Genomic DNA, 18,142 nt, shown 5'->3' on the forward strand with positions numbered 1-18,142 from the left:
CCGTCAGCGCGGGCGCAATACCAGCGCAAACAACTCGCCATGCCCGGTGACGTTGAGCTTGTGATAGAGATTGCGCCGGTGCACCTTCACGGTCTCCGGCGAAATGTTCATGTGCTGGGCGATGGCCTTGCTGGAAAAGCCTTGGAGAATCAGGCGCGCCGTGTCGATTTCGCGCACAGTCAGGCGGGCGTCGAAGCGGTCGAGCAGCGCCGCAATATCACCGACCGGCGCCTCGACCGCTGCGCCTTGCGGCGGCATCAACTGCACATGCCGGCGCATCGCTGACAGCACCCAGTCCCGCACGCAGAGCAGGCGCCCCTGCTCCTGCAAACTGAACGCCGTCGAGCGGCCCATCGACAAGCCCAGCACGCCGTCATCGAGATTGACCAGAAATTGCAGCTCATCCGCGCCGACCACCGAACGGAAGTAGCTCTGGTAGTACTCGCTGTGCAGAAACTGGTCCGGCGCCACGGACGCGAGACTGTGTAGACCGTCGGCGATCCCGGCGACGGCGGCCTGATAGAACGGATCAAGCAGGTACATGCCGGCACAGTAACCGGCCAGTTCTTCCTGCTCGTCGGCGCGCCCCTGGCTGTCGAAGTCGATCAGCAATTGCGGCGGCCGCCCCGCCTGCATCACCGCCACCAGCGCATTGTCCAGCGGCACCAGCAACCGCAGCGTATCCACCAGCGCCCGCCAGAAACCGTCCTGACCGACCGTTGCGAACACCCGCGACAGGCTCTGATGCACCGGCAATTCCTGCAGCAACGCGTCCACGCACTACCCCTTTTGAGTAACCCATGATGGGAATGGGTGCGGTGCGGCCCGCCCGATAGGCTGACCACTCCTGTTCATCACCGGCCTGCCAACAGGCCAGGAGTGCCGCATCATGCGTGGTCATCGTGGGTATATCAACCTGGGGCTGATGGGCGTTTTGTCCGCAGCGCTGAGTGCGCAGGCGGCCGATGCGCCGAGCGTGCATGTCTACAACTGGTACGACTACATCGGCCCGAACACCCTGCATGACTTCAAGCGTGACAGCGGTATCGAACCGGTCTACGACACCTTCGACAGCGCCGAGGTGCTGGAAGGCAAACTGATGACCAGCCGCAGCGGCTACGACGTGGTGGTGGCGAGCAACTTCAGCCTGCCGACCCTGATCAAGGCCGGCGCCCTCGCCCCGTTGCCCCGCGAACAACTGCCGGGCTGGAAGAACCTTGACAACGATCTGCTCGGCAAACTGGCCAACAACGACCCCGGCAACCAGTACGCCGTGCCGTATCTGTGGGGCACCAACGGCATCGGCTACAACGTCGACAAGGTACGTGCCGTGCTGGGCGACAAGGCGCCAGTGGATTCCTGGGATCTGGTGTTCAAGGAAGAAAACCTGGCCAGGCTCGGCGAATGCGGCGTGGCGATGCTTGATTCGCCCTCGGAAATGCTCCCGGTCGCGCTGCACTACCTCGGCCTGCCGCCGAACAGCACCAACGCCGCGGACTATCAGAAAGCCGAAGCGCTGCTGCTGAAACTGCGCCCGCACATCGCCTACTTCAATTCCTCGAAATTCATCAGCGATCTGTCCAACGGCAACATTTGCGTGGCAGTGGGCTGGTCCGGCGCGATGCTTGAAGCCAAGACCAACGCCGAGCAGGCCGGCAACGGCGTGAAAATTCAGTACAGCCTGCCGAAGGAAGGCGCGCCGGTGTGGTTCGACACGCTGGTGTTGCTCAAGGACGCGCCGCATCCGGCTCAAGGTCTCGCGTTCATTGACTATTTGCTGCGGCCCGAAGTGATTGCGCCGGTCAGCGATCACCTTTCCTACCCCAATGGCAATCGCGCCGCCACGGCACTGGTTGCCCGGACCACTCGGGACAACCCGGCGGTATACCCGTCCGCCACGGCGATGGCCACGTTGTACACCCTCGAGCCATTGCCCAAAGCCACCGAGCGAGTGCGCACGCGGGTCTGGAGCAAGATCAAGAATGGCCAGTAACAACTGTTCAAATCACTGCCTTCCAATAGAGAGAACATCAATGAAACCACGTGCCCGCGATCTCCATATCCGCATCGGCCAATTGCAGCCTGGCCCGCTCAACGCCATCACCGACGTACCCGGCGTACGGGTCGGCCACAGCAACGTGCGCGGCCGCAGCGCCAGCGGTCGTGACATTTGCACCGGCGTCACCCTGATCGAACCCCGCGTCGGTTCGACCAACGCGCAACCGTGTTTCGCTGGCGTTCATGTACTCAACGGCAACGGCGATGCCACAGGGCTGGAATGGATTCGTGAGGCCGGCCTGCTGACCAGTCCGATCGCCTTCACCAACACCCACAGCCTGGGTGTGGTGCGCGATGCCTTGATCGAACTGGATCGCGAGCAGCAACCGGACGACGGTCGGCTCTACTGGAACATGCCGGTGGTGCTGGAAACCTTCGATGGTCTGCTCAACGACATCAACGGCTTTCATGTGCAGCCCAGACATGTGGCCGAAGCGCTGAACAATGCCGTTTACGGCCCTGTGCAGGAAGGCGCGGTGGGCGGTGGCAGCGGCATGATCTGCCATGAATTCAAGGGCGGGATCGGCACCGCATCACGCCGATTGAGCAAGGCTCAGGGTGGCTGGACGGTGGGCGCCATCGTCCAGGCCAACCACGGGATTCGCAGCGAGTTGCGGGTCGACGGCTACCCGGTCGGGCGTTACATGGAACAGGTGGATTCGCCGTTCCTGCGCGCTTCGTTGCCGCATCCGGGCATGGGCTCGATCGTCGTGTGCCTGGCCACCGATGCGCCGTTGCTGCCACATCAATGCACGCGGCTGGCGCAACGGGCGAGCCTCGGTCTGGCGCGCACCGGCGGCGGCAACGAGGATCACAGCGGCGACATTTTCATCGCCTTCGCCACCGGCAACGATCATGTCCCGCCCGCCGCCTATGAAGGCAAAGGTGCACCGACCTGCGACGGCCTGCGCATGGTCAACAACGACCACATCAGCGAGCTCTTTCTGGCGGCGACCGAGGCGGTGGAAGAAGCGATCATCAACGCGTTGCTGGCCAGCGACAGTACCGAAGGCAACGGGCATTCGGTGCCGGGGCTGGATGCTGCCACCCTGCTCGCAGCCCTCGGAAAAGCCGGCTGGCCGGGCGCTCGCTGACACGCTGATGCCCCTGGGGTGGAGGGAGCCGCCCGCGCCTCAAATGCAGGTGACTGACGGTACTTGAGTGCATAACCTCACCTTCCTACGATGGAGTTACGCAATCGCCTGGGCCACCAGGCTGCTGCGTAGGTGCGGGTGCTCTGAACCCCAATCAAGCCCGCACCTGGCTTCATGCGCATCTTGAGCCTCGCGGGCTCTACTTCCTCCCCATCAAAGAGTCTTGAGGCTCTTTTTTTGTCTCTGAAAATCAGCGTTCGGGTTCGCGACGGATCGAACGCCATGCGGCCTGGGCCAGCAATTCGCGATACGCCTTCGGGCTGCCCTGCACTCGCCCGGACAGCCACGCCCGGCAATAGCTGTCGGCCTGACCGACGATCAGCGACGGCAACAGTTCGGCCGGGCACTCGTTGAGTTCAGCGGCGCGTCCGGACTCGGCCAGCCAGTTGCGCAGGCCCAGGTTGCGGGTCTTGTTGCGCTCGGCCAGTTCATCCTTGTGCGGGCCCCGGGTCACGGCATAACGCGCGTGATACTGGAACCGCGCCCATTCAGGCTGGTTCTCGACCCAATCCACGTAGCTGTAGACCAGCGCCTGCACGCCCTCTTCGGTGGTCGCCGCCTCCGCCAGATAGGCGTCACGCAGGCGCGCCTGATCCTCCAGCGCGGTGAAGAACAGCGCGGCCACCAGTCCTTCCTTGTTGCCGAAATGGTGGTAGATCGCCCCGACGCTGGTGTCGCACTCGGCACGGATCATTTCGATGGTGGTGGCCTCGATGCCTTGCTCGTTGAACAGGCGCAAGGCCTTGCGAAAGATGTCGCGCTTGAGTTCGGCGCGGCGGCCGGGGTAGCTGCGTTCGAGTAGATCTGCGGTGTCCATGGGCGTTGAAAATCCGGGTAAAGGGCACATCGGTGCCGGTCATCGAAACGCGCACAGGTTGACAGATTTCCCGCGGACAGAATACCGTTCCGTTACAGAACATTATTCTGTAACGGAACATCATTCTGTAAATTTCTAACCGCGAGGCTTCTTCCATGAGTCAGTTTCTCAGCATGTTCAACAGCGTCGGTTCCCAGGCGTTCAGCCAGATGGCCTGCCAGGTCGCGCCGTACTTCAGCACCATCAACCCGCTGGTGACTGAATTGCGCGCCGGTTCGGCGCAAGTACAAGTGCCGTTTCGCCGCGAGATCACCAACCACCTCGGCACCGTGCATGCCATCGCCCTGTGCAATGCCGCCGAACTGGCGGCCGGGATGATGACCGACGTGTCGATTCCCGCCGGCGCGCGCTGGATTCCCAAAGGCATGACCGTCGAATACCTGGCCAAGGCCAAGACCGACGTGACCGCCGTGGCCAATGGCGACGGGCTGGACTGGCAGACCGAAGGCGACAAGATCGTGCCGGTGGATGTCCATGATGCCGAGGGCAAGAAAGTGTTTACGGCGCGCATCACCATGAACGTGAAACTGTCCTGATATCACCGGCACAAAAAAGCCCTTGCTGCGCTGATCGCAACAAGGGCTTTTGCCGTTTCGAAGAGAATCAGTGAACGGTCAGGCGCTGGCGGACAAATTCTTCAGTGCGCCGAGTGACCTGATCCAGATGCCGGTCGCGCTGTTTCTCCGCATCGAGCATTGCCCGTTTGCCGTGTTTTTGCAGCAGGTAGGTGTGGATTTGCTGCACTTCCAGTGAGCGGTAGATCGGTGTGGTGTCGATGAAACCGCGCAGCCCGTTGCTGCGGTAATGCCGGGTGCTCATCAGCACCTGCGTCTCCAATCGACCCAGCACTTCAAAGCCCAGCGCCTCGAAATACGGCACCTTGCCGACGCTGCAGGTCAACTCGGCATGGGGGTAACGCGCCACCATGTCCGCGATCAACGAACGGCCCACGCCCTGACGCCGATGCCCCTCGCGCACCGCCAGATAGGCCACGTTGCACGCCTCCCAATCGCCCTGCACCGGCAGGTACAACAGGAAGCCGGTCACCTGCTCCGGATCATCGTCGTCGGTGGCCACCAGCAGTTCCACTTCTGTGCCCTTCTCGCCGTTCAATGCCTCCAGATACAGATGCACCTCGTAGCCCACCGCGTACTGATAGACGTTGTACAGCAGGTTGCTCGGGCCGAGGCCGATGGCACTGATGTCGGTCAGGTTATCGACCACCATCTGCAGGATCTGGCTGTTGACACCTTCGGGGCATGGGGATTTGTAGTGGGTGATGCGGGGCATGGCGGGCGGACTCCAACGGTAAAACACAAGTTGCCGCGCAGCTTTAGCGACCGGCGAACCGCGACATCATACCTTGTGCAAGCCTGACAAAAATTTCATCTGCCCGAGAACGGACTTTTCGCCGATTTGGCGTCCAATTTTCAGCTGCTTTGATTTCCCGACGCAGGCCTTGAGGAGCTGTCATGAACGTTCCGCGTTCCCCGAAAACCATGAAACCCTTGCTCGCTGCCACGCTGGTGGCAATCGCTTTGTCAGGCTGTGTCGTCGAACCGGCTCGCCCGCATCGGCCACCCCCGATCGTCGAAGTGGTTCCGGCAATGCCTGCGCCGGGCTATCACTGGGTCGCCGGGCATTACCGCTGGGCCGGCAACCAATGGCGCTGGATGCCGGGGCACTGGCGGGCGTATTGAGGCCGGTCACTGCGCGGGGGTAACGACCTTGAACTTGATGTCGATATCCTTCGACACCACGGTATCGGCCCACTCCCCCGCGCCGAGGCCGAACTCGTCGCGCTTGAGCACCAGTTCGCCGTCGAAGATGCCGATGCTGCTGTCGGGCTTGAGCTGCACCGGCACCTGCACCTCCCGGGTGATGCCTTTGAGGGTGAGGTGGCCGTCGACCAGATAACGGTTGTCCCCGGCCGGGCTGAAGCGGGTCGATTCGAACACTGCCACCGGGAATTTTTCGGTGTCGAACCATGCCGGTTTCACCAGTTCGGTGTTGGCGTCTTCACTGCCGGCGTCGATGCTGGTGAGGTCGATGTGCAGTGTGGTGCGGGCACTGGCGAGGTTGTCGGTGTCGAAATCCAGCGTCGCGTCGAACTTGCCGAACGTGCCGTACATCCGCGAGCCCATCTGGTTGTAAGTGAAACTGATCTGGCTGGCGGTGGTATTGACCCGGGTGTACTCAACCGCCTGCGCGGCAGGGACGACGATCAAGCAACACGCGGCCGCCAACAACAATCGAATCGACATGGAATGCTCCGGCGCCCGATGGGTCTCGAATGACTTAAGCAAACATCCGGCGGTTACGCCAGCCTCGCCAATATCTACCCGGATCGCTTCATCACACCAATCGCTCGATCTTCTGATGCTTCCAAACCCGCGTGTAATACAGCGTCTGCAACACCAGCATCCCCAGATACGCGATCGGAAACGCCATCCACACGCCCTGCAGACCGAACTGCCCGTCCAGCCAGTAGGCCGCCGGCAATTGCACGCCGAGCACGCAGATGATCGCCACGCCCACCGGCACCAGCACCGTGCCGCTGGCGCGCATGATGCCGCCGATGATCGCCTGGAAACCGAAGATCAGCAGGCTCCACAACATGATGTGCAACAAATGCTCGGCCATCGCCCGGGTCGAGTCTTCGGTCAGGAACAATCCGAGCAACCAGTGCGACAACAGGTAGCCCGCCAGGATCAAACCACCGGTCAGGCACACGTTGATCCACAACCCGGTGCGCAGGATCGGGCCCATCCGCTCCAGCCGTCCGGCACCGATCGCCTGGGCGCCGAGGATCGACGCGGTGATCGCAATCGACAGCGCCGGAAACTGCACGTAGTTGACGATCTGCGTGACCGCACCGTACGCCGCCGTCGCCTGCGAGCCGTGCTGGTTGACCAGCGCCAGAATCACCAGCTCCGACAGCGACAGCACGATCATCTGCACCCCGGTGGGCAGACCGATACGCAGCACTTTGCCGAGAATCGCGCCGTCCAGTCGCAGCGACGCGAAAAACTCGCGATCCGGCGCCAGCGGATGGCCCTTGCGGATCAGGCTCCATGACAGCCACGCCATCGCCGCCAGCGTTCCGGCCAGGCCTGCGAACGCCGCGCTCTGAATGCCCAGTTGCGGCAGGCCGAACCAGCCACGAATGAACGCCGGGGTCAGCGCCAGCCCGACAATGGTCGACAATAACAGCGCCAGCATCGGCGACAGCGTGTCGCTCACCCCACGCAACAACTGGGTGAACAGCACGTACACCAGCACAACCGGCAAGGTCCACATCATCACCCGGGCATAGGCCACCGCATCATCCAGCACATCCGTCGGCGTCCCCAACCCCTGCAAGGCCTGGCGCGCAAACACACTGCCCAGCACCGCCGCCACCAGCCCGATCAATACCCCCAGCAACAGCGTCGCCCCGGCAATCGCCTTGACCATATGCGACTCACGCGCCCCCCACGCCTGACCGATCAGCACCCCTGCCCCGGCGCCCAGTCCGATGACCAGCGCGATGAAGAAAAAGATGATCGGAAACATGCCGGACACCGCCGCCAGCGCCTGCGTGCCGAGCATCTGGCCGATGTAGATGCTGTTGACCGTGCCTGACATCGATTGCAGGAAGTTCGACAGCACCATTGGGGCCAGGAACAGCAGGTAGGTTTTCCAGAGGGGGGAATGAGCAGGGGTTTGCATTGAGGATCCATCTCGGGGCAGGAGCTGATGACAGAGTCTAAGGTATGCAATGCCGTTCAGGTCGTACCCGTTTGCATTAAAACTTCGTAATCTGCACCTCGACCCATCTGCATAGTCTTTCCATCACGACAGGAAGTGAATCCCTCCCATGCGCCGTTCCCCGTTTCTGCTGAGCTGCACTTTATTGACTGTACTGGCGTCGACTGCCCACGCCAGCCCTGCGCCCTCGCCCGAGGTAGTGCAAGGATTGATGAACACCCTGAACGAACGCCTCAACATCGGTGACCTCGTCGCCCTGACTAAATGGGACAGCGGCAAGCCGATCCAGGACAGTCCCCGTGAAGCGCAGGTGCTCGACAACGCGCGCAAGCTCGCCACCGAACGCCAGCTCGACCCGGAAGACGTCGCGCAGTTGATCGCCGCGCAGATTGAGGCCAACAAACTGGTGCAGTACGGTTTGCTCGCACAATGGCAAGCGGCCGGTGCGGCGCCCGATACGCCGCGCCCGGATCTGGGCAAGCAGATTCGCCCGCGTCTGGATGAGTTGCAAACCCGTCTGTTGCAGCAATATGCCGACTTCACACCCTACCGCCACGACCCGAACTGTCCGGCGTGGCTGGCCAAGGCGCGCACCGGTCTGAGTCGTGATGCACTGCATGATCTGGCATTGATCCGCGCCACCGGAGAGCTGTGCATTCGGCCGCTGGCGCCCTAGAACAAGGGTCCTGGCATTCATTGCTGGCGTCGATAGTCACCATCACGTCAATGAAGTTCTCATAAAAAATCCGCGGCGTAACATCCGCTCCATACCCAACAAACAACACCCCTGGAGCACACGATCATGAAACGCCAAATCCTTCTCGGCATCGCTTTCTCGGTTCTTGCAGTCAACGCTTTTGCAGCCAAACCCGCCCACACCATGATCGCCGAAGGCGGTTCGGACCGGTTGATTGAAAGTCGTGTGGCTGAGGGTGGTTCGGATCGTTTGATCGAACGCCGTGTGGCTGAAGGTGGTGCTGATCGACTGATCGAACGTCGTGTGGCTGAAGGTGGCGCTGATCGTCTGATCGAACGCCGTGTTGCTGAAGGTGGCGCTGATCGTCTGATCGAACGTCGTGTGGCTGAAGGTGGCGCTGATCGCCTGATTGAACGTCGTGTGGCTGAAGGTGGCGCTGATCGTTTGATCGAACGCCGTGTTGCTGAAGGTGGCGCTGATCGCCTGATTGAACGTCGCGTTGCTGAAGGTGGCGCTGATCGTCTGATCGAACGTCGCGTCGCCTGAATCTGACGCTCTACTGCTGAACAAACAAAAAGCCCGGCCTGATCAGCCGGGCTTTTTCACGTCCAACCGGTGCTTACTGCACCGTTTCAGTTTGATCACGTCACCGAAGATTCTGGTGTTGTAACCGGTCAGCCGCGACTACTCGGACTGAAATGTCTGCAAATACGCCAACAAATTATCAATCTTCTCCTCGTCACTCAGCCCCCAAAAGATCATCCGAGTCCCCGGCACCACGCCCTTCGGATCTTTCAGATACTTCGTCAACGTTTCACGATCCCAGGTCAGGCCGGAGTTTTTCATGGCGTCGGAGTACACGTAATTCGCCGACGTCCCCGCTTGGCGGCCGATGATGCCGTTGAGTTCCGGGCCGAAGCCCGGGCGGGCGGATTCGCCGACCTGATGGCAACCGCCGCACAGGCGCGGGAAGATTTTTGCGCCGGCCTCGGCGTCACCGGCTGCCAGTGTCGGCGTGCTGAACAGGCCTGCGTTGAGGATCAGGGCGAGAGTGAATGCAGCGTTTTTCATCAGGGGTTTTCCAGATCGTCGGCGGCGCCAAGGGTAATCGGGCGCGGCAAGTTGCGCTACAGGTAGGCACCCACCACCTGACGGACTTTGAGCAAGGCTTGACGCAGGACAAGCATGTCCACCGACCCCAGCGCCAGACGAATTGCGTGGGGCACATGGGCGGACACAGTGAAGGGTTCTGCGGTGGTGACGGAAACCTGTTCGTGCATCAACTCGACCACGATATGGTCGGCCCGGACATCTTCCGGCAGCGGCAGCCAAAGAAAATACGAAGAGGGATGGCCCACGGTCGGCAGGCCGTCGAGGATCTGCGCGGCCAGGGTTTGCCGGGCCCGAGCGTCGCTACGCTTTTGTGCTTCGAGCAAGGTGACGGTGCCGTCGTCCAGCCAGCCGCAGGCGATGGCGGTCATCACGCCAGGCGTGTTCCAGGTGGTGGCGCGGATGATCCGCTCCAGTGCCGCCACCCGCGCGACCGGCGCGGCGATGAAGCCTACGCGCAGGCCGGTGGCGATGTTTTTCGACAGGCCTGAAACGTAGACCGTGCGCTCCGGTGCCAGAACCGCCAACGGGGGCGGTGGGGTATCGACAAGAAAGGCGTAGGCCGCGTCTTCGATGATCGTCAGATCATGCCGGCGGGCAATCGCGATCAAGTCCTCACGTTGCTCCAGAGGCATCACCCAGCCCAGTGGGTTGTGCAGGGTCGGCATGCTGTACACCGCACGCAGCGGGCGCTGGCGGCAGAGCTTGTCGAGGGCCGCCAGATCGGGGCCCTGCTCATTGACGGGAATCGCCACCACTTCAAGGTGCAGCGCTTCGGCCAACACTTTGAATCCGGAATAGGTCAAGGCGTCAGCGGCGATCACATCACCGGGTTTGAGCAAGGCCATCAGCGTCACCGCCAGCCCTTGCTGGGCACCGTTGACGATCAGCACCTGCTCGGCCTCGACATTCAAGTCCCGTGTTTGCAGGTGTCGTGCCACCGAGGCCCGCTCATGCTGGCGACCGGCGTGAGGCTGATAGCGCAGCAGCGCTTCGAGGTCGCCGGACAACGCCAGTTGCCGCAACGCGGTGCGCAACAATTCGGCCTGCCCCGGCAATGACGGGTAGTTGAAGTTCAGGTCGATCATGCCGACCGCGACGTCCTTCTGGTCGATGCCCTGCCCCGGCAACAACGAGGTTTCCCGCACGAAGGTGCCGCGCCCGGCTTCGCCGCTGACCAGACCCATGGCCTCAAGCTCGGCATACACCCGCGACGCGGTAACCAGCGCCAGTCCTTCGCTGGCCGCCAGTTGTCGGTGAGTCGGCAAACGCGTGCCGGGCAGCAGGCGACCGGCGCGAATGTCAGCCGCATAGGTGTCGACGAGGGTTTTGTAACGGGAGCGCGGCATGTCGGGCTGTATCCATGACAATTCTTTGATTGTGCTGATTCTCGACCCTAGGATTGTTGCAACGCAACCCACCTCTGAGCGCAACGCGTATGGAACGAACCACCCAATTCGGCACCCCGGCGCTGGAAAAAACCAGCGGCTGGATCAACGGCTTCATCGGCGTTGTGATCTTCAGCGGGTCGTTGCCGGCCACGCGGCTGGCAGTGCTGGAATTCGACCCGGTGTTTCTCACGGTCATCCGCGCAACCATCGCCGGCGTCCTGGCGTTAGGTCTGCTGTGGCTGTTTCGCGAACGGTACCCGGCGCGGGACCAGTGGTTGTCATTGCTGATTGTCGCGCTGGGCGTGGTCGTGGGTTTCCCGTTGTTGACGGCCCTGGCGCTGCAATACGTAACGTCGGCGCATTCCATTGTGTTTGTAGGATTGCTGCCGCTGGCGACGGCAATTTTCGGCGTACTGCGCGGCGGTGAACGACCGCGTCCGGTGTTCTGGATTTTTTCGGTATTGGGCAGTTCGCTGGTGACGGGTTTTGCGATCTCGCAAGGACTGACCGCCTCGCCCACCGGCGATCTGCTGATGCTGGCGGCGATTCTCGCCTGCGGCCTCGGTTACGCCGAAGGCGCCAAACTGTCGCGCACCCTCGGCGGCTGGCAGGTGATCTGTTGGGCGCTGGTGCTGTCGTTGCCGGTGATGGCCATGCTGAGTGTGTGGCTGGCGCCCGCCTCGCTCAGCGGTATCAGCCTGTCGGCGTGGGTGAGCCTGGCCTACGTTTCGCTGTTCAGCATGCTGATCGGTTTTGTGTTCTGGTATCGCGGGCTGGCGCAGGGCGGGATTGCGGCGGTCGGACAGCTGCAATTGCTGCAGCCGTTTTTTGGCCTGGCACTGGCCGCGACCTTGCTCCATGAGCACGTCAGCGCGGGCATGCTGGTGGTCACGCTGGGGGTGATCCTGTGCGTGGCCGGGGCAAAGAAATTCGCCAGATAGTTTTCAGCTTGCGCCGGATTTCCATTCCCGCGGGCTGAGCCCGGTCTTGCGCCGAAACGCCCGGGCCAGCGCCGAGGGACTTTCATAACCGACCTCTTCGGCGATCAGGGCAATCGGTCGTCCCTCGCGCAGGCGTTTCTGCGCGAGGCTGATCCGCCAGTTCACCAGATAATCCACCGGCGTCTGCCCCACTACCCGCCGGAAGTGTTCGGCGAAACCGGCGCGAGACAGGTTGGCGGCACTCGCCAGTTCAGCGACGCTCCAGGCCTTGGCCGGTTGGTCGTGCATCAGGTTCAAGGCTCGGGAAATCTTCGGATCCGCCAGTCCCGCCATCATGCCCGGCTGCTGGTGGCGACTGCTGATGAGGTGGCGCAACAACAGAATCACCAGTAATTCGAACAGCCGATCCATCACCGCTTCGCGCCCGCAATGGCCATCGAACGCTTCCTTGAACAGCCACTCCAGAGTGTTGGCCATTTCGGGAAGGTCGGCGAGTTTCAGCACCAGATAATCCGGCAGCGCTGCCGCGAGGGCATTACCCGCGCCGCCGTCGAACGTCAGCGATGCGCACACCAATTGCGTGCCCATGGCTTCGTTGGCGAACAAGCGATGGGCCATGGGGCGGGGGAAAAAGATCAGGGTCGGTTCATTGAGCGAGATTTCAGGATCATTGCCCGGTTTGAGCAGCAGCTCCCCCGCCTGCAACAGATGCACATGCCCGCACACCTGATCGCCGCCGTAGGCGCTCACCCCGCAAAACGTGCCGCTGTGAAAGGTGCCGGCATTGACGCCGAAATGGCTGAGTAACGTAGAAAGGCGATCCATGACTGATTCTCGCAACGACAGGTTTGGACGATCTGTCGCATATCCTCGACGATTTGCACCCAAAGCACCAGCCGCGTTCCGTAGCATTCACTCCATCCCCGGCGCACTTCGCACCGGACTTTTGGAGAATCACCATGAGCCGCATCGCCCCTCTCAGCCTCGAAACCGCCACCGACGCCACTCGCCCGACACTTGAAGGCGTGCAGAAAAAAATCGGCTTCCTGCCCAATATGTTCAAGACCCTGGCCACCGCGCCCGTTGCGCTGGATGCCTACGTACAAATCTCGGCAACCTTGGGCAAAACGTCCCTGAGCGCCAAGGAAAAAGAGGCGGTGTATCTGGCCACCTCGCAAGTCAACGGTTGCGATTATTGCCTGGCGGCGCACACCCTGTTCGCCAGCAAGGCCGGGCTGGCAGCAGAGGAAATCATCGAAGCACGTCACGGTCGATTGAATGCTTTTGCCACCCTCGCCCATCAACTGACCGAAACCCGTGGTCATCTGAGCGATGAACAGATCGCCGCCGCCCGCGCTGCCGGCATCGACGACAAGAAGATCATCGAAGTGATCGCCATCGTCTCCGCGCAGACCCTCACCAACTACCTGAACAACGTGGCGCTGACCGACATCGACTTCCCCGCCATTGAAAATCCAGCGTAATGCAAAAAACTGTGGGAGCGAGCTTGCTCGCGATGGCGGTGGATCAGTCGGCATCTTTGTCGATTGATACTCCGCTATCGCGAGCAAGCTCGCTCCCACATTGAATTTTGTACTGCGTAGGACGCGTCAGTCGTGATCGACCCCGGCGCGTTTCAGCAACTTCTTGCAGCGCTCGGACAGGTGAAACACCTGCAACTGCTTGCCGGCCTTGGCGTAGCGTTCACGCAGGGTTTTCAGCGCCGCGATGGCCGAGTAATCGACGAAGCTCAGGTGCCGGCAATCCAGCGTCACCCGCTGCGGGTCGTTGGCCGGGTCGAACTGATTGAGGAACGGCGTGGTCGAGGCAAAGAACAGCGTGCCGTGCAGGCGATAGAGTTTGCTGCCGTCCGCTTCCAGATGTTCGTCGGCGTACAGCTCGCGCGCTTGCTGCCAGGCAAAATTCAGCGCCGCGATAATGATCCCGCACAAGACCGCCGTGGCCAGGTCGGTGAACACGGTGATGGTCGTTACCGCGATGATCACCAGCACATCGTTGAGCGGCACTTTGTTCAGCACCCTCAATGACGCCCAGGCGAAAGTCTGTTGCGACACCACGAACATCACCCCCACCAGCGCCGCCAGCGGAATCCGCTCGATCAGCGGTGACAGAAACAGGATGAACAGCAGAATCAACACACCCGCCACTACGCCGGACAAGCGTCCGCGTCCGCCGGAGCTGAGGTTGATCACAGTCTGGCCAATCATTGCGCAACCACCCATGCCGCCGAACGCGCCGGAGACTACGTTTGCCGCACCCAGCGCCACGCACTCGCGATCCGGGTAGCCACGGGTTTCGGTGATTTCGTCGGTGAGGTTGAGGGTCAGCAGGGTTTCCAGCAGGCCGACCAGCGCCATCAGAATCGCGTAAGGCGCGATGATGCGCAGGGTGTCCAGTGTCCACGGAATGTCCGGCAAGGCGAACGTCGGCAAGCCGCCGGCGATGTGCGCCATGTCGCCGAGGGTACGGGTCGGCAGACCGAGCACATAAACCAGCAAACCGACACCGAGGATCGCCACCAGCGCTGGCGGCACAGCCCGGGTCAGGCGCGGCAATACATAGACGATGGCCATGGTCAGCAGCACCAGCCCGGTCATCAGGTACAACGGCGTGCCGCTGAGCCACTGCTCACCGCTCTTGAAATGCTCCAGTTGCGCCAGCGCAATGATGATCGCCAGACCGTTGACGAACCCGAGCATCACCGGGTGCGGCACCATGCGCACCAGTTTGCCCAGTCGCAACAGACCGAACGCCATCATGATCAAACCGCCGAGCAATACCGTCGCCAGCAGATACTGCACACCGTGCTGCACCACCAGCGCGACGATCACCACCGCCATCGAACCGGCGGCCCCGGAAACCATGCCCGGCCGGCCACCGAACAACGCGGTCAACGTGCAAATGATGAAGGCGCCGTACAGGCCCATCAGCGGATTGAGATGAGCCACCAGCGCAAACGCAATGCATTCGGGCAACAGGGCAAACGAGGTGGTGAGTCCGGCCAGGACATCGGCGCGCAGACGAATCGGTTTCATGGCTTACCTGACAGAGCGGTCGACGGGCGCGGCCGCATGCATTTGCGCACAAGAGCGCCGCGGAAAAAGAGGGTTGCGGATGTTACGCAAATGCACCGGCGTGGGCCAGTGATCGCTGACATCCGCTGGCGTGCGCTCTATGCTGACGCGCTGTTTCAGGCTATGGAGCCCAGGATGCCGACCGAATTGACCAGCCGCGAAGTTTGCCAGCGATTGCGCGATGCCGCGTTGGGCGTGTGTACCTTGCGGGTGACGAGCGCGCGAGCGGATCGGGTGTCGGTCGAAATCGAAGGCTGGCGTTTGCAGCTGGACTTCGACGGCCAGCGCCTGCATCACTGCGCTGATTGTTTTTGCCCGGACGGCCGCCAATGGACCCTCGACACCCGGCAGCGTTTCGGCACCGATCCGGTGAGCCTGTTAAGTACCTGGGAACTGGCGCAGATCGAGGGCTTGTTGCGGCAACGTGAATGAGGCGGCGAAGACAGTTGCCCAATGATGGCACTCTGCCCATAATTCGCCCCCCTCTTCTACGCGCAAGGAACTGCCGTGAAAAAATCGCTGCTGTTGGTCCCGCTGTTTGCTCTGCTCCTGCAAGGCTGTGGCATGACCATGACCCGCTACGAGCCAAGCTTCGACAACGTTCAAAAGCTCAAGCAAACCCCGCCGCTGCACGCGATCAGCAATCCGCAGGTCACCGCCGAATCGGGCGAAGGCTCGTTGATGGTCCGCGCCAACCCGATCAAGTCGCCGACAGGCAGCATCCCGGCGCATATCCAGGACGCAATCACCGAAGAACTGCGCAAGGCCGGTCTGCTTGATCCGCAGGCGACGCGTCATCTGCAAGTGCTGGTGGTGAAAAACCAGTTGAACGCCGGCATGGGCACAGGTGACGGCACCATCGCTGCGCGCTTCACCCTGCGCAATGGCAACGATGTGGTGTACGACGCCACCAAAGATGTCAGCCATCAGTGGAACAGCAGCTTTTTCGGCTTTATCGCGATCCCCAACGCGACCAACGCCTACAACCCGATGCTGCAGGACTTGCTGAAGAATCTGTACAGCGATCCACAGTTCATCCAGGCCCTGAAGTAAGGGCAAAAAAAGAGCCGCGATTGCGGCTCTTTTTTTTGCTGCTGGCGTGCGTCAGATACCCGAATATTTCGGACGGTTGCTGTCGGCCCACTCCTTGAGCAACGCATTGACCTGCCGAGTGAACGTATCGGTCACCGCCGCTTTTGGCGTATTGAACGCCAGCGGAAGGAACCAGATGCCCATCCAGGTGCCGACCGCGTCATGGTTGCTGGCGGTGGACAACGGCTGGCCTTGCTGATCGAGAGTTTCCAGGCTCATGGTGTATTGGTCGGTGGCGTAGGCCGGAATGATCGTCATGCTCAGGCCACTGATGAACGCCAGCACCATCTGACCGCCATTCGGTGGATGGTTGTACATCTTCAGACGCAGACTGTAATCACCTGGCTGCTTCTCGAACTGGTCGAAGGTGACACGACCGAACAAACCGGAATCCTTCAGGACGGTTTGCAATTGCGGTTTGAGCATCTCCCGAGCTTGCGGCATTTCCACGGCGGAAGCGCTTTTCGGCTCGCCCTGGTAGAAGTCGAAATCCACATAGACATTTGGCTTGTTGGCATAGCTGGCCATCGATGGCAGCGTGACCGGGGCCACTTCGTCCTTGGTGAAACTGGCACAGCCACCCAGCGCGAGCACCAGACCCAGCGCAAGGATTTTCCCGAATTGCATGATGTCGTCCCTAAAATGATATCAAAGAGCCTCCATTGCGGAGCGCCGGGGGCGGATTCTAGTGATGGTCTACGTTCGGGGAAAGACCTGATTCGGGAAAAACCTGAAAAAGCCGATTCAGCTTTAACGCAAATCGAGGGTGTACGTGTAATAGGCCGTATCACGCACCCAGCCAAGTGATTCGTACAAACCCTGGGCGGTGAAATTGTCGGTGGCGGTTTCCAGCACCAGCCCTTTGGCGCCGGTATTGACGGCAAAGTCGCGGGCGGTGTTCATCAATAGCCGCCCGACTCCACGGCCCCGAGAGGCCGGCGTGGTGAACAGGTCGCTGAGCAGCCAGGTTCGGTGGGCGTCTATCGAAGAGAACGTCGGGTATAGCTGGACGAATCCCAGCGCCTCACCGCTTTCATCCTCAACCAGAAAAATCGCCGATTCATTGCCGGTCATGCGCTCGGCGATGAAGGCCCGCGATTGCTCGAGATTTGACGGCTGGCCATAAAAACCACGATAGGCGTCGAACAGCTTCGCCACCGCGTCGAGGTGACTCGTCGTGGCGCGCAGTGCCTGAAGGGGCATTGTCATTTTCCTGAGGTTACCGAAACTGATACCAGCATAGCGCTGAAGAACAAGTTCGCTGGTCCAATCGCTATATAGTTTTGTATATTGCGAACCCGCAATGGCCAGAACCTTCATGCCGTCCATGAGCAGCATCCGCGAACGCAACCAGCAACTGATCCTGGCCGCCGCCAGCGAGGAATTCGCCGCCAACGGCTTCGACGCGACCCAGACCCGCGACATCGCCGCTCGCGCCGGTGTACCCAAAGCCAACCTGTATTACTACTTCCAGAGCAAAGAAAACCTCTACGGCAAAGTGCTGCTCGGCTTTATCGAACCGTTGCTGGAAGCCTCGGCGGTACTGCGCGAAAGTGACGATCCGCTGATCGGCCTGCGCGCCTACGTCGCCGCCCGCATACGCATCGCCCGCGAATATCCGGCAATTGCCAAAGTGTTCAGCGGCGAGTTGCTGCTCGGCGGTCGCCAACTGCCCGACGAATGCCGCGACCTGCTGCACGGCGAAGCCCGGCGCAATGTCGAATGCCTGCGCAGCTGGATCGACCGTGGGCTGCTGGCGCCGGTCGATCCCGAGCATTTAATGCTCTTCATCTGGTCGGCGACGCGCACCTACACCAATATTGGCTGGCAGATGGGGCGCATCACCGGGCGGGAAGTGCCGCAGGATGAGGACTATGCGTTGGCGGCGGAGACGATTACGCGGTTGGTGCTGAGCGGTGCGGTGTCCGAGCCGGTGAGCGATGTTCGCAGGTTGATGTTTGCGACTTGATTTCAGGC

General features: G+C 61.4%; 22 protein-coding genes. 11 read left to right on the forward strand and 11 right to left on the reverse strand.

Annotation, left to right across the window (positions count from 1 at the left end; genetic code table 11):
- Positions 1–3: 3 nt before the first annotated feature.
- Complete coding sequence (locus tag CAF73_RS15845) at positions 4–777, reverse strand: helix-turn-helix transcriptional regulator (RefSeq protein ID WP_085703207.1); 774 nt, start codon at positions 775–777, stop codon at positions 4–6.
- A gap of 112 nt (positions 778–889) precedes the next feature.
- Between CAF73_RS15845 and CAF73_RS15850 the strand changes: the two genes are divergently transcribed.
- On the forward strand, positions 890–1,993 hold the full coding sequence (locus CAF73_RS15850; protein ID WP_085699229.1) for a polyamine ABC transporter substrate-binding protein: 1,104 nt from the start codon (positions 890–892) through the stop codon (positions 1,991–1,993).
- Positions 1,994–2,033: 40 nt separating this feature from the next.
- On the forward strand, positions 2,034–3,152 hold the full coding sequence (locus CAF73_RS15855) for a P1 family peptidase (protein ID WP_085703208.1): 1,119 nt from the start codon (positions 2,034–2,036) through the stop codon (positions 3,150–3,152).
- A gap of 250 nt (positions 3,153–3,402) precedes the next feature.
- Here CAF73_RS15855 and CAF73_RS15860 read toward each other — a convergent pair whose 3' ends face one another.
- Positions 3,403–4,029, reverse strand: coding sequence for a TetR/AcrR family transcriptional regulator (locus tag CAF73_RS15860; protein WP_085703209.1), 627 nt, complete (start codon positions 4,027–4,029; stop codon positions 3,403–3,405).
- A gap of 155 nt (positions 4,030–4,184) precedes the next feature.
- Between CAF73_RS15860 and CAF73_RS15865 the strand changes: the two genes are divergently transcribed.
- Positions 4,185–4,625, forward strand: coding sequence for a hotdog fold domain-containing protein (locus CAF73_RS15865; protein ID WP_085699226.1), 441 nt, complete (start codon positions 4,185–4,187; stop codon positions 4,623–4,625).
- 67 nt (positions 4,626–4,692) lie between these two features.
- Here the strand turns inward: CAF73_RS15865 and CAF73_RS15870 are convergent, their stop codons facing one another.
- A complete protein-coding gene (locus CAF73_RS15870; RefSeq protein ID WP_085699225.1) occupies positions 4,693–5,379 on the reverse strand; it encodes a GNAT family N-acetyltransferase in 687 nt (228 codons plus the stop codon).
- 182 nt (positions 5,380–5,561) lie between these two features.
- On the opposite strand from CAF73_RS15870, the gene CAF73_RS15875 reads away from it, so the two are divergent.
- A complete protein-coding gene (locus tag CAF73_RS15875) occupies positions 5,562–5,789 on the forward strand; it encodes a YXWGXW repeat-containing protein (RefSeq protein WP_085699224.1) in 228 nt (75 codons plus the stop codon).
- Between the two features lie 6 nt (positions 5,790–5,795).
- On the opposite strand, the gene CAF73_RS15880 is transcribed toward CAF73_RS15875, so the two are convergent.
- The gene (locus CAF73_RS15880; protein WP_085699223.1) at positions 5,796–6,353 is read right to left on the reverse strand and encodes a YceI family protein; all 558 of its coding nucleotides are present in this window, start codon (positions 6,351–6,353) and stop codon (positions 5,796–5,798) included.
- A 91-nt stretch (positions 6,354–6,444) separates the two neighbouring features.
- Entirely contained in the window at positions 6,445–7,800 is a 1,356-nt protein-coding gene (locus CAF73_RS15885; protein ID WP_085703210.1) for an MATE family efflux transporter, read from the reverse strand.
- Positions 7,801–7,948: 148 nt separating this feature from the next.
- On the opposite strand from CAF73_RS15885, the gene CAF73_RS15890 reads away from it, so the two are divergent.
- Positions 7,949–8,515, forward strand: a complete 567-nt coding sequence (locus CAF73_RS15890; protein ID WP_085703211.1) for a chorismate mutase — start codon at positions 7,949–7,951, stop codon at positions 8,513–8,515.
- Between the two features lie 126 nt (positions 8,516–8,641).
- The gene (locus CAF73_RS15895) at positions 8,642–9,082 is read left to right on the forward strand and encodes a phage infection protein (RefSeq protein ID WP_085703212.1); all 441 of its coding nucleotides are present in this window, start codon (positions 8,642–8,644) and stop codon (positions 9,080–9,082) included.
- 138 nt (positions 9,083–9,220) lie between these two features.
- Here the strand turns inward: CAF73_RS15895 and CAF73_RS15900 are convergent, their stop codons facing one another.
- Entirely contained in the window at positions 9,221–9,607 is a 387-nt protein-coding gene (locus CAF73_RS15900) for a cytochrome c family protein (RefSeq protein WP_085703213.1), read from the reverse strand.
- A gap of 56 nt (positions 9,608–9,663) precedes the next feature.
- Positions 9,664–10,995 carry a PLP-dependent aminotransferase family protein gene (locus CAF73_RS15905; RefSeq protein WP_085703214.1) on the reverse strand — a complete coding sequence of 444 codons (1,332 nt, stop codon included), beginning with the start codon at positions 10,993–10,995 and terminating at the stop codon, positions 9,664–9,666.
- 89 nt (positions 10,996–11,084) lie between these two features.
- Here CAF73_RS15905 and CAF73_RS15910 point away from each other — a divergent pair, with 89 nt between their 5' ends.
- Positions 11,085–11,978 carry a DMT family transporter gene (locus CAF73_RS15910; RefSeq protein WP_085703215.1) on the forward strand — a complete coding sequence of 298 codons (894 nt, stop codon included), beginning with the start codon at positions 11,085–11,087 and terminating at the stop codon, positions 11,976–11,978.
- Positions 11,979–11,981: 3 nt separating this feature from the next.
- On the opposite strand, the gene CAF73_RS15915 is transcribed toward CAF73_RS15910, so the two are convergent.
- Complete coding sequence (locus CAF73_RS15915) at positions 11,982–12,803, reverse strand: AraC family transcriptional regulator (protein WP_085699199.1); 822 nt, start codon at positions 12,801–12,803, stop codon at positions 11,982–11,984.
- 134 nt (positions 12,804–12,937) lie between these two features.
- Between CAF73_RS15915 and CAF73_RS15920 the strand changes: the two genes are divergently transcribed.
- Positions 12,938–13,462 carry a carboxymuconolactone decarboxylase family protein gene (locus tag CAF73_RS15920; RefSeq protein WP_085703216.1) on the forward strand — a complete coding sequence of 175 codons (525 nt, stop codon included), beginning with the start codon at positions 12,938–12,940 and terminating at the stop codon, positions 13,460–13,462.
- A gap of 126 nt (positions 13,463–13,588) precedes the next feature.
- Here the strand turns inward: CAF73_RS15920 and CAF73_RS15925 are convergent, their stop codons facing one another.
- Positions 13,589–15,034 (reverse strand): SulP family inorganic anion transporter, encoded by a 1,446-nt coding sequence (locus tag CAF73_RS15925; protein ID WP_085699195.1) that lies wholly within the window; start codon positions 15,032–15,034, stop codon positions 13,589–13,591.
- A gap of 174 nt (positions 15,035–15,208) precedes the next feature.
- Between CAF73_RS15925 and CAF73_RS15930 the strand changes: the two genes are divergently transcribed.
- Together CAF73_RS15930 and CAF73_RS15935 are read left to right on the forward strand one after the other, a co-directional pair.
- Complete coding sequence (locus tag CAF73_RS15930; protein WP_085699193.1) at positions 15,209–15,505, forward strand: hypothetical protein; 297 nt, start codon at positions 15,209–15,211, stop codon at positions 15,503–15,505.
- Between the two features lie 75 nt (positions 15,506–15,580).
- The gene (locus CAF73_RS15935; protein ID WP_085703217.1) at positions 15,581–16,126 is read left to right on the forward strand and encodes a hypothetical protein; all 546 of its coding nucleotides are present in this window, start codon (positions 15,581–15,583) and stop codon (positions 16,124–16,126) included.
- 51 nt (positions 16,127–16,177) lie between these two features.
- Here CAF73_RS15935 and CAF73_RS15940 read toward each other — a convergent pair whose 3' ends face one another.
- Together CAF73_RS15940 and CAF73_RS15945 are read right to left on the reverse strand one after the other, a co-directional pair.
- A complete protein-coding gene (locus CAF73_RS15940) occupies positions 16,178–16,792 on the reverse strand; it encodes a hypothetical protein (protein WP_085699189.1) in 615 nt (204 codons plus the stop codon).
- A gap of 123 nt (positions 16,793–16,915) precedes the next feature.
- Positions 16,916–17,368, reverse strand: coding sequence for a GNAT family N-acetyltransferase (locus CAF73_RS15945; RefSeq protein WP_085703218.1), 453 nt, complete (start codon positions 17,366–17,368; stop codon positions 16,916–16,918).
- 124 nt (positions 17,369–17,492) lie between these two features.
- Between CAF73_RS15945 and CAF73_RS15950 the strand changes: the two genes are divergently transcribed.
- On the forward strand, positions 17,493–18,134 hold the full coding sequence (locus CAF73_RS15950; RefSeq protein ID WP_085703310.1) for a TetR/AcrR family transcriptional regulator: 642 nt from the start codon (positions 17,493–17,495) through the stop codon (positions 18,132–18,134).
- Positions 18,135–18,142: the final 8 nt, after the last annotated feature.

Origin of the sequence: Pseudomonas sp. B15(2017) (assembly GCF_002113215.1) — a bacterium.
Classification (GTDB): Bacteria; Pseudomonadota; Gammaproteobacteria; order Pseudomonadales; family Pseudomonadaceae; genus Aquipseudomonas.